Below are 10,888 nucleotides of genomic sequence, written 5' to 3' on the forward strand. Positions count from 1 at the left end.
ATTAACTATTCCTTTTTTCTATATTGTAACTTCTTGTAATTCATCTCTTTGGTTATTAATAAATGGTAAATACATAAGTATCATAGATAATACAAATAAACCAATAAGTGCAATTTGATAGAACCAGAAAGGTTTGATGAAACTAACTGCAGGTAAAATATAGTCTGCCATAAACATATAGTTAGTACCATAAATACCATTCCATATAAATGCAAGTCCTACTAATGCAAAATATCCTAAAATTGATGTTAATAATCCCTTTAAAGTTACTCTTTCATCTAGATGTATAAATGCATAGAATACTGCAAATATTTCAAACATGTGACTAGCTATAAAAGAATAAACATAAAGCGGTGAATAATATACTGAAAATCCAGGTATAATTACTGCTAGTATTGCTCCTGAAAACCAGAAATATACAAAGTTAAAATATAGTCTTTTTCTAGTTATAAAATAAATTCCAGCAAATATTAATGAAACATTACATAAATTCAATGGGACAGTATTATACCACACATCGCCTTCTAAATAAATCCTATAAAGTGAGTCAACTAATTTAACAACAAGGCAGAGTATACCTAAAAAAATAGTATATTTTCCCTTTTCTATTCCTTTAAATAAATAAGGTATTAAAAGTAAAATAATACAAATAATTAAAAGAACAAAAACAGGTTTTAAATGCTCTGGTGAGAAATATGATAAATGATATTCTCCCTTAACAAAATATTCAGAAAACATTATTTAACCTCCTTAAGAATAGAAACAAGTATAGCTATGTCATTGTATGTAACTCCACTAATTCTAGTTGCTTGCCCTATATTTTTTGGTTTTGTATAACTTAATCCACTTATTGCAATATTTGATAATCCTTTTATATTTTCATAATCAAAATCTTCAGGGATTACAATATTTTCAAGTTTTTTAAATTTCTCAATTTGATTTCTTTCTCTTTCAATAAATATTCTATATTTAGCTTCTATTTCTACTTGTTCTTTAGAAATTTTAGGTATGTCTTTAGTTTCAGTAAACATTGCTAAATTATCATAGTTAATTTCTTGTCTACCTAAAAATTCAAATGCCGTCATTACATTATTGTGAGATGCATTAGGATCTATACCTTTAAGTATTTCATTGTTTTCCTTATTTGGATAGATTTTAATTTCTTTAAGTCTTTCAATCTCTTCTTCAATAATATGAATGTTTTCTTCAAGTTCTTTTAATTTATTTGGATCTAGTAATCCAATTTCTTTAGCTTTTTCAAGTAATCTAATAAATACATTATCTTGTCTTAAAGTTAGTCTGTATTCTGCACGAGAAGGTAGAACTCTATAAGGTTCTGGAGTTTCCTTATTAATAATATCATCTATTAATACTCCTATATATCCTTCATCACGAGAAATGATAATAGGTTCTTTACCATCAATTTTACGTACAGCATTAACTCCAGCTATAAATCCTTGAGCAGCTGCTTCTTCATACCCACTAGTACCATTAATAGTTCCAGCTTGGAATAAATTTTCTATTACTTTAGATTCTAAAGAAAAATGTAATTGTCTAGCAGGAACAAAATCATATTCTACTGCATATCCATATCTTAAAATTTTAGCATTTTCTAAACCTTTAATTGTTCTGATAAGTTTTTCTTGAGCAAATGGAGGCATAGCTGTTGTAAATCCATTTACATATATTTCATCACTTTCTCTTGATTCTTGTTCAAGGAAAATTTGATGATCTGTCTTATCAGGGAAGTTCATTATTTTTCTATCTAAAGATGGACAGTGTCTTGGACCTTTTGTAGATACTATACCTGTAACTATAGGAGAGTATTTTAAAAGTTCTTGTCCTACTTTAATTGTTTCTTCTGTTGTGAAAGTTAACCATGTTTCTAAAGGTTTTTCATCAACTTCTTCAGTCATGTATGAAAAATATCTAGGATTAGTTTCACCTTGTAATTTTTCAAGTATATCTATATTTATACTTTTCTTATCTATTCTTGGTGGTGTAGCAGTTTGATATCTATCCATTTCAATACCATATTTAACTAGGTTATCAGGTAATGAATTACTTGCTTTTTCACCTTGTCTTCCAGCAGAGTATTTAACATCTCCTATTATATATTGCCCATTTAAGAAAGTTCCTGTACAAAGTACTACAGCTTTAGCAGAATATTTTAATCCTAAAGCATCAACTACTCCTATAACTTTCTTATTTTCATCTAACATTAAATCTTCTACCATGTTTTGTATTACATCAAGATTATCTTGTTTTTCAATTATTTCTCTCATTTTAATTCTATACCAATATTTGTCTGCTTGTGCTCTTGTAATTTTAGCAGCTAAACCTTTAGTATGATTTAAATTTTTAAGTTGTAAATTGTATTTATCAATATGTATAGCCATCTGTCCACCAAGCATACCTATTTCACTAACTATGTGAGATTTTCCTGGTCCACCTATGGCAGGGTTACAACTCATCATTGCAATATTATCTAAATATATAGTAAAAAGTGCAACTTTTTTTCCAAGTCTAGCAGCTGCAAGCGAAGCTTCAACTCCAGCATGTCCTGCACCTACTACTATAATATCATAGTTTTGCATAATTCCTCCTTTTAGAAAGTGATACTTTTTTCAGCGTCAATGAATCTACCTATAGTTTCATCAACAGTTTGACTTAAGTATCTATCATCATTTACTTCAACTAGTTCACTAAATTTACCAGTTCTATTTCTATCTATTAGTAGTGAGATTTCAGTATCTTCATATTTTGTTAACATATTGTAATCTCCCATACTATCACCAGCAACTAATATTGGTCCTTTTTTGTATAATGGGTAAATATATTTTTCTATAACTTCAACTTTACCTTCATAATATGTTTCTATAGTACCTTTTCTAATTTCACCAGTAATTTTTTCGTTTATAAATTCAAGTTCTTTACCATAGATTTCTTTGATATATGGATGAAGAGGTTTTAATACTTCTTCAACCTGTATTCTAGGAGAACCTGAAATTACATATACATCTATATCATTTTCATGGAATTCTTTTATTAACTCTTCCATTTCTTTAGCTATTGCTAGCCCTGTTTTATATGATGAAATATTATCTTCATAAATCCAGTTTTCATAACCGAATTCAATAGTATTATGATAATTAATAGCTTTTTGTATTAAAGCTCTTAATTCTTCCTCGCTCATATCGTAAAAGAATATCATAGTTATATCAAAGTGATCGTATTTAAAGAATAGATATTCTACTAATTCTTCTATATTAGCTAAAAATTCTAAATATACATCACTAGTATATTCTACAGAATATGCTCTTTCGAAGATTTCCATAAATCTTGATAAAACTTTTTCTTCAGCAGGGAAATGTTTGTATAAGAAATCACTTAATACTTGTGGAGTAGTTCTATATTTTTTAAACTTCAACACATAGTGCATTAATGCATATTGTATATCATTCATAAGTATAGTATTATCACAATCAAATATTGCGTAATTCCCGTTATTTTTACTTTTGACTATTAATTCATCAATTCTTTTTTTAATATTTTCTTTCCACATAACTTTTCCTTTTTATTTGATATACATAATTATACTATATATATCCTTAAAATACAACCATACTAAACTTTGCTAGAATAAATATGAAAAAATAAATATAGTTTGGCTGAATAAGTAAAAAAATGTTTACAAATATATATAAAAGTTGTATAATATATAAAGACAAGTAGATGTTAAAAGGAGGATTGTTATGGGTATTAAAAAAGGTAGTAAAAGACCTTGGGATATATGGAAACATAAAGATGAAACTGAATTTAGAAATATCAACATTGGAATTAGGCTTAATAAAGAAGAACATGAAAGACTTTTAAATGCTAAGAAAAAAATAAATTATACAACAGCAGACATACTTCTTTTAGGTATTGAAGCTATAGAAAAAGATAAATATTAATTAGGTAGTATAAATCTACCTATTTTTTTTAATAAAAATTCAAGAAAATTTGGTAATTAGCTATGTTTTAATGGTATAATATGTATATCAAAAAATAAGGAGAAAAAATGGTTTATGGAAAGATAATATTATTTGGAGAACATTCAGTAGTTTATGGTAAAAATGCTATAGCCATGCTAATGAAAGGTGTAAATTTAAAAGCAGAAATAATATTAAAAAAAGTAAAAGAGAGTAAACATGTAAGTGATATAAAAGAATATATAAAAAGTAAGTATGGAATAGAAGAAGATATATATATAGATATAATATCAACTATTCCTTCAGGTAGTGGTCTTGGATCTTCTGCTGCGCTTGCAATAGCGATAGCTAAAGCTTTTAAAAAAAAATATGGTTTAAATAAAGAGGATGTTAAAAATATAGTGTGGGAAAGTGAAAGAAGAGCACATGGTAATCCTAGTGGAATAGATATTGCAGTAATATTAAATAATGAAAATGTATTATTCAATAAACAAGATGGAGTAAGAAAAATAGAATTTAATTTAGGAGCTAAATTAGTTATTGCAAATAGTGGTTTAAAAGGTGTAACTCGAGAAGCAGTTGCTATGGTAGCTGAAAATTATGATGAATTTAAAGTATATATAGATAATTTAGGAGATATTGCAAATAAAGCTATAAAAGCATTAGAAGAAAAAGATATTTTTTTCTTGGGAGAACTAATGAATTTAGCTCAAGTAAATTTAAAATCAATGAATTTATCAAATGATAAATTAGAAAAACTAATAAATGTTGCTAAAAACAATTCGTTAGGAGCAAAAATTACTGGTGCAGGACTTGGAGGATGTATTATTTCATTAGTTAAAACAAAAGATGAAGCAAATTACTTAAAAAAATTATTAATTAAAGAAGGAGCAAAAAATGTATGGCTAGAGGATATATAAATATAGCTATAGTAAAATATTGGGGTAAGAAAGAATTTAATCCTTATCTTATACCTATGCAGGGAAGTATCTCGTTAAGATCTAAAAGATTATATACTGAAACCTTTATTACAGAAAGTAAAGAGGACATTTTTATTCTTAATGATGTAATTCAAGATGAAAGAGAAACAAAAAAGATATTTGATTTTGTAGATAATGTTATAAAAAATAGGAAAAAGATTTGTATTAATAGTAAGAACTATGTTCCTACAGCTGCAGGACTTGCCTCAAGTGCAAGTGCCTATTGTACTTTAACTAAGGCTTTAAATGATTTTTTTGATTTGAATTTAACTGTAGAAGAAATGGCGAAAATTTCAACTATGGGATCAGGATCTGCGGGAAGAAGTTTTTATGAAATAGCAGCATTTGATAAAAATGGAGAAATTTATGAATTAAAAACAGGTCTAAATCTTGCTATGTTAGCTATAGTTGTAAGTGACAAAAAGAAAGATATATTATCTAGAGATGCAATGAAGATAGCACAAAAGTCAGTTATTTATTCTATGTGGGTTAAAAGGGCTAATGAAGATTTTGAAAAAATGAAAGTAGCTTTAAGTGAAAATGATTTTATAAAAGTTGGAAATATTATGGAAAAAAATACAATAATAATGCATAATACGACATTTAGATCTAATCCTTCTTTCTCTTTTTTAACTAAAGAAACGTATAGTGTTATTAAGGCTATAAAAAGAATTAGAATGAAGGGAATAAATATTTTTACAACTATGGACGCAGGGCCTAATGTTAAAGTACTTTATTTAAAAGAAGATGAAGAAAAAGTATTAGAGGCATTAAATGAATATTTTGAAGGGAAGATACTTTTATGCTAGAAAAAGCAGGTTCGAAACTTTACTTAGCAGGAGAATATGCAATTTTAAAAGAAAATTCTTATGCAATAGTGTCATATATTGAAAAATATACTTATCTAGAAATAGAAAAAAATGAAAAATGGGAAATAATTACAGAAGTTGAAGATAAAGATAATCTAATACCAAAACTTATCAATTATTTAGAAAATAAATATGAAATAAAAAATAAGGCAAAGCTTAAATATTTTAGTGAGCTATATGAAAAAGATAAAAAATATGGACTAGGTTCTTCAGCTTCATTAATTGTTGTAACGATTAGAGGTATACTTAAATTAAATGAAATGAGTGTGGATAAGAAAAAAATATTTAATATATGTATAGATTTTATGATAGAAAATGATATGAATGGATCTTTTGGTGACATAGCGTGCATTTGTTATGAAAAAAATATTTTATTTAAATCTTCAAATAGAATAGATAGAAATTATGAAATAAAAGAATTAGATGTTAAATCTAATTTACATATAGATGCAATATGGACTAAAAGTCCAGCAAGTAGTTCAAAATTAATTTCTAAAGTGGATTTAGAAAGTTACTTTTTTGAGGAATTTAAAGTTAAATCAAATATATATGTTTTAGATATGTTTAATGCATTGTTAGAAAATGAAATAGATGCAGTTTTAGAAAATGTAAATAGATTAAATCAAAATTTACATAATCTAGAAAAAAATAATGAGGTAGTAATACATACTCTTTCTATTGAAAAAATGTTAGGAGAATATAAGTTTTCTAAGATTTCTGGAGCAGGGGGAGGAGATTTTATACTTTCATTTTCAAAAAATGAATCAAAAACAGATTTAACTATAAATTTAATATATTGATAAAAGGTCTATAAAATGATAAAATAATATGTAATGATTAAAATTAGAAAGAGGGAAAAAGATGGAAAAAATCTTAAAAAGAAGTGAAGTTGATATAAACCAAACTTGGGATTTAACAACAATATTTAAAAATGATGAAGCTTGGGAAGCTGAATTTGAAAAATTAAGCAAAGAATTTGAAGAAATTTCAAAATATGAAGAAACTATGACTTCAAATGTTGATAATTTAATTGCAACGTTAGATTTAGATGACAGTATAAATCAAAGAATGATGTTACTTTATACTTACGCTCATTTAAAAGGAGATGAAGATACAAGTAATTCTAAATATCAAGAATATAATTCAAAAATCATGACTTTATATTCAGAATATGATGCAAAATCAACATTCGTTAAAATAAAATTATTAGAATTATCAGAAGAAGAAGTAGAAAAATACTTTAATGATGAAAGATTAGTAGAACGTAAATTTGAAATGGAAAAATTATTTAAAACTAAAAAACATCAATTATCTCAAAAAGAAGAAGAATTACTTGCTAATATGAGTCAAATATCTAATACTGCAAGTAAAGCATTTTCTATGTTAAACAATGCAGATATCACTTTTGAAGATATAGAAAATTCAAAAGGAGAAAAATTAGCTCTTAACCATGCAAGATATGGTATGTATATGGAATCAAGCGATAGAACTTTAAGAGAAAACGCATATAATTCTATGTATAAAACATACAAAGGATTAAAAAATACTTTTGCAACTACTCTTGAAGGTCAAGTATTAAATCATACAACTAATGCTAAATTAAGAAAATATACTAGTGCTAGAAACGCGGCTGTTTCAGCAAACTTTATAGATGAAAGTGTATATGATTCATTACTTTCAGCTGTTAATGATAAATTACCTGAATTACATAAATATGTTAAATTTAGAAAAGAACAATTAGGTGTTGAAGAATTAAGAATGTTTGATATGTATACATCTCTTGTAAAAGAATTAGATCTTAAATTTACTTATGAAGAAGCTAAAGAAATAATAATTGATGCACTTCAAGTAATGGGTGAAGAATATGTTGGTTTAATAAAAAAAGCATTTGATGAAAGATGGATAGATTATGCTGAAAATGAAGGTAAGAGATCTGGAGCTTATTCAAGTGGAACTTATGGAACTAATCCATTTATCTTAATTAGCTGGCGTGGAACTTTAGATAACTTATTTACATTAATACATGAGTTAGGACATAGTATACATAGTTATTACACTAGAAATTATCAACCATATATTTATGGGCACTATACAATTTTCTTAGCAGAAGTTGCAAGTATTACTAATGAATTAATATTAAGTGATTACTTAATTAAAAAATATGCTGATAATAATGCAGTAAAAGCATATATCATAAATCACTACTTAGATCAAGTTAAAGGTACAGTATTTAGACAAACTCAATTTGCTGAATTTGAATATGAAATTCATAAATCAGTTGAAAATGGACAACCATTAACTGCAGAATACTTATCAACTATATATGAAAATATAAACAAGAAATTCTATGGTGAAGATATGACTTATGATGAAAATATTAGATATGAATGGGCAAGAATACCTCATTTCTACTATAACTTCTATGTATATCAATATGCAACAGGTATGTCAGCAGCATCAGCATTTGCTAAGAAGATTTTAAGTGAAGGTAAACCAGTTGTTGAAAAATATATTAATTATTTAAAATCAGGAGCTAGTGATTATTCATTAAACATTTTAAAAACAGCAGGTGTTGATATGAATACTAACGCACCAGTTTATGCTTGTCTTGAAACTTTTGGAGAAAAATTAGCAGAACTTGAAAAAATATTAAAAGAAATATAGGGAAGAAAGTGAGAAATCACTTTCTTTTTTGTTTCTTAAGGTATAATTTGTATGAGGTGATTTAATTATGACTGAATATAAAAAGTATGTAATAGTATTCCCTTCTGATTATTTTGATGATAATAAAGTAGATGAAGAATATTTAGAAGAATTTAATGTTGTAGAAAAAAAGAAAATATGGAAATGCTTCTATTTTCACAAAGTAAATTTTTTGATGAAGGTATAGTTAAATTTAATAAAAAAGCTAAAAAAGAATGGGTGCAAATGCTATATAGAGGTTGGATGTTATCAGAAGAACAATATATTAGATTGTATGATGCATTAAATATTTATTTTGATGGCTACAGTTTACAAGTAAATAATCCGCAAGATTATAAAAAAATGCATTTTTTCCCGAATGTGTATGAAGAAATAAAAAAGCATACGCCTAAAATGTTAGTATATAAAAAAGATAAACAAATAGATATAGATTATGTAAACTGTATTTTTGATAGATATATGGTAAAAGATTATGTTAAATCGGTAAAAGAAACGGAATTTCCAAAGTATTTTACTAAAAAAACGACTCAAAAAGAATTTGATGAGTCTATGAATATTTTCTATAAATATAGAGGGCCGTTGTTTACGGGTGGAATATGTATAAAAGAATTTGTTGACTTAGAAGAAATAGAATTAAGAGTTTTCTATTTTGGGAATACATTAATATATGAAATATCTGAAGAAGATAAAATAAAATATGAATTTCCAGGTGAAGAATTCTTGAATAATTTTTAACTCTAGGACTATACACTATTGATTTTGCAAAAAAGAAAAATGGGGAATGGATAATTATAGGAACAGGAGATGGAGGTTTTTCCTCTATTCCAATTAATATGTCAATTGATAATTTTTATAAAAAAATATTTGAAACAAAGAGATATTTTATTGAATTTGATAGTAAATGTGGAAAATATATTTTGAAGACTATGATAATAATAAGTATCCGATGCAAATTTATTTTTATGAAGGCATTGAAAGTCTAGATTATTATGAAGATATTACTTTAGTATACGAACTTGATTTTAAAATCGGTGTGTGTATTAATAAAGAAAATTTAGAAAAAGATAAAAAATATAAACTAGTTATTTCTGGTGAAAAAATGAAATATGATTCTTCGGGAGAAAATAGCTATATGTATGTAAAAACAGAAAAAAACTTTAGTTTAGGTTCAAATTACTATGACTTTAATGAAGATTATGGTGGAAGCTACACTGTTGGTTATTATACCATTGTTTTTAATGATGTTTATCATCGATTTGATGACGTAGATATTGAAAAAATTGGTAATGAGTTTCCAGTGTATACTAATGCATTAATAGATATAGGCTTTTGTTTGGCTCTAATAGATAGAAATAAAAATAAAGATTTAACTACAGAACAACTAGAAGATATAGTAGTATTTGAAGTATATTGATTTTATCTCTTCCCTTTTTCTTTTTTCAAGGTATAATATTTGTGAAAATATAAATTGGAGGATTTTTTATGAAAACAATAGGTTTAATTGGTGGTATGAGTTGGGAAAGTACTCTTACATACTATAAGTTATTAAATGATAAAGTGATGCATCATTTAGGTGGATTAAATTCAGCAAAAATAATATTATATAGTGTTAACTTTGCTGATATAGAAAAATGCCAAAAATGTGGTGATTGGAATAAAAGTGCAGAAATATTAAAAGATGCAGCTTTAAAACTTGAAAAAGCCGGAGCGGATTTTGTATTAATTTGTACTAATACTATGCATAAAGTTGTTCCAGAAATACAAAAAGATTTAAATATCCCTATAATTCATATTGCAGAAGCAACAGCTGATGTACTTGTAGAAAGAGGTATAAAAAAAGTTGCATTACTTGGAACTAAATATACTATGACACAAGACTTCTATAGAGAAAAATTAACTAAAAGGGGTATAGAAGTTGTAATACCTTGTGAAGTTGGAGTAGAAGTAGTAAATGATGTAATATTTAAAGAATTATGTGTTGGAGAAGTAAAAAAAGAATCTAAAGATAAATATATAGATATAATAAATGGTTTAATTGCTGATGGAGCAGAAGGTGTAATCCTAGGATGTACAGAAATAGATCTATTAATAAAAGATGGAGATGTTAATGTACCTGTATTTGATACAACAGAAATTCATGCTGAAAAAGCTTTTGAATTAGCTGTTAAATAATGTAGTAAAAACAAGGGTTGCATATCTTCAAAAAAATTTTTTTGAAAATATGCAATTTTTTTGTTGACAAAGTGAAAATGATATGGTAATATAATTGAGTTCGATAAGGAACGAGGACAATGGAAAGAAAAGGAATAAATAAAGCAAACAAGAAAGACAAGAAGTCAATTTAAGGTAAAGACAATAACTT

12 protein-coding genes are annotated in these 10,888 nt (G+C 26.1%); 9 read left to right on the forward strand and 3 right to left on the reverse strand.

From position 1 onward, the window contains the following. Positions 1–18 precede the first annotated feature (18 nt). From GM111_RS06235 to GM111_RS06245, 3 genes are read right to left on the reverse strand one after another with little or no spacing between them, the layout of a single operon-like run. A complete protein-coding gene (locus tag GM111_RS06235; protein WP_156300238.1) occupies positions 19–738 on the reverse strand; it encodes a YwaF family protein in 720 nt (239 codons plus the stop codon). Further along, positions 738–2,597: a tRNA uridine-5-carboxymethylaminomethyl(34) synthesis enzyme MnmG gene (gene mnmG, locus GM111_RS06240; protein WP_156300240.1), complete on the reverse strand. Its 1,860-nt coding sequence runs from the start codon at positions 2,595–2,597 to the stop codon at positions 738–740. Before mnmG ends, GM111_RS06235 begins: the two co-directional genes overlap by 1 nt. An 11-nt stretch (positions 2,598–2,608) precedes the next feature. Beyond that, on the reverse strand, positions 2,609–3,565 hold the full coding sequence (locus GM111_RS06245) for an HAD family hydrolase (protein WP_156300242.1): 957 nt from the start codon (positions 3,563–3,565) through the stop codon (positions 2,609–2,611). A gap of 190 nt (positions 3,566–3,755) precedes the next feature. Here GM111_RS06245 and GM111_RS06250 point away from each other — a divergent pair, with 190 nt between their 5' ends. The 9 genes from GM111_RS06250 to GM111_RS06290 all read left to right on the forward strand — a co-directional run bounded on the left by GM111_RS06250 (position 3,756) and on the right by GM111_RS06290 (position 10,698). Then, entirely contained in the window at positions 3,756–3,956 is a 201-nt protein-coding gene (locus GM111_RS06250) for a hypothetical protein (RefSeq protein WP_156300243.1), read from the forward strand. 107 nt (positions 3,957–4,063) lie between these two features. Continuing rightward, positions 4,064–4,894, forward strand: a complete 831-nt coding sequence (gene mvk, locus GM111_RS06255; RefSeq protein WP_156300245.1) for a mevalonate kinase — start codon at positions 4,064–4,066, stop codon at positions 4,892–4,894. Next, a complete protein-coding gene (gene mvaD, locus GM111_RS06260; protein WP_156300246.1) occupies positions 4,876–5,763 on the forward strand; it encodes a diphosphomevalonate decarboxylase in 888 nt (295 codons plus the stop codon). Before mvk ends, mvaD begins: the two co-directional genes overlap by 19 nt. Beyond that, on the forward strand, positions 5,757–6,623 hold the full coding sequence (locus GM111_RS06265; protein ID WP_156300248.1) for a mevalonate kinase family protein: 867 nt from the start codon (positions 5,757–5,759) through the stop codon (positions 6,621–6,623). Before mvaD ends, GM111_RS06265 begins: the two co-directional genes overlap by 7 nt. 61 nt (positions 6,624–6,684) lie before the next feature. Beyond that, on the forward strand, positions 6,685–8,487 hold the full coding sequence (gene pepF, locus GM111_RS06270; RefSeq protein ID WP_156300250.1) for an oligoendopeptidase F: 1,803 nt from the start codon (positions 6,685–6,687) through the stop codon (positions 8,485–8,487). 67 nt (positions 8,488–8,554) lie between these two features. Next, positions 8,555–8,713 carry a hypothetical protein gene (locus GM111_RS06275; protein WP_156300252.1) on the forward strand — a complete coding sequence of 53 codons (159 nt, stop codon included), beginning with the start codon at positions 8,555–8,557 and terminating at the stop codon, positions 8,711–8,713. Beyond that, complete coding sequence (locus GM111_RS06280; protein WP_197034514.1) at positions 8,671–9,261, forward strand: hypothetical protein; 591 nt, start codon at positions 8,671–8,673, stop codon at positions 9,259–9,261. Before GM111_RS06275 ends, GM111_RS06280 begins: the two co-directional genes overlap by 43 nt. 166 nt (positions 9,262–9,427) lie before the next feature. Beyond that, positions 9,428–9,940 carry a hypothetical protein gene (locus GM111_RS06285; RefSeq protein WP_156300256.1) on the forward strand — a complete coding sequence of 171 codons (513 nt, stop codon included), beginning with the start codon at positions 9,428–9,430 and terminating at the stop codon, positions 9,938–9,940. Between the two features lie 68 nt (positions 9,941–10,008). Then, positions 10,009–10,698 carry an aspartate/glutamate racemase family protein gene (locus GM111_RS06290; protein ID WP_156300258.1) on the forward strand — a complete coding sequence of 230 codons (690 nt, stop codon included), beginning with the start codon at positions 10,009–10,011 and terminating at the stop codon, positions 10,696–10,698. Positions 10,699–10,888 lie beyond the last annotated feature (190 nt).

Origin of the sequence: Streptobacillus canis (genome assembly GCF_009733925.1) — a bacterium.
GTDB lineage: Bacteria > Fusobacteriota > Fusobacteriia > Fusobacteriales > Leptotrichiaceae > Streptobacillus > Streptobacillus canis.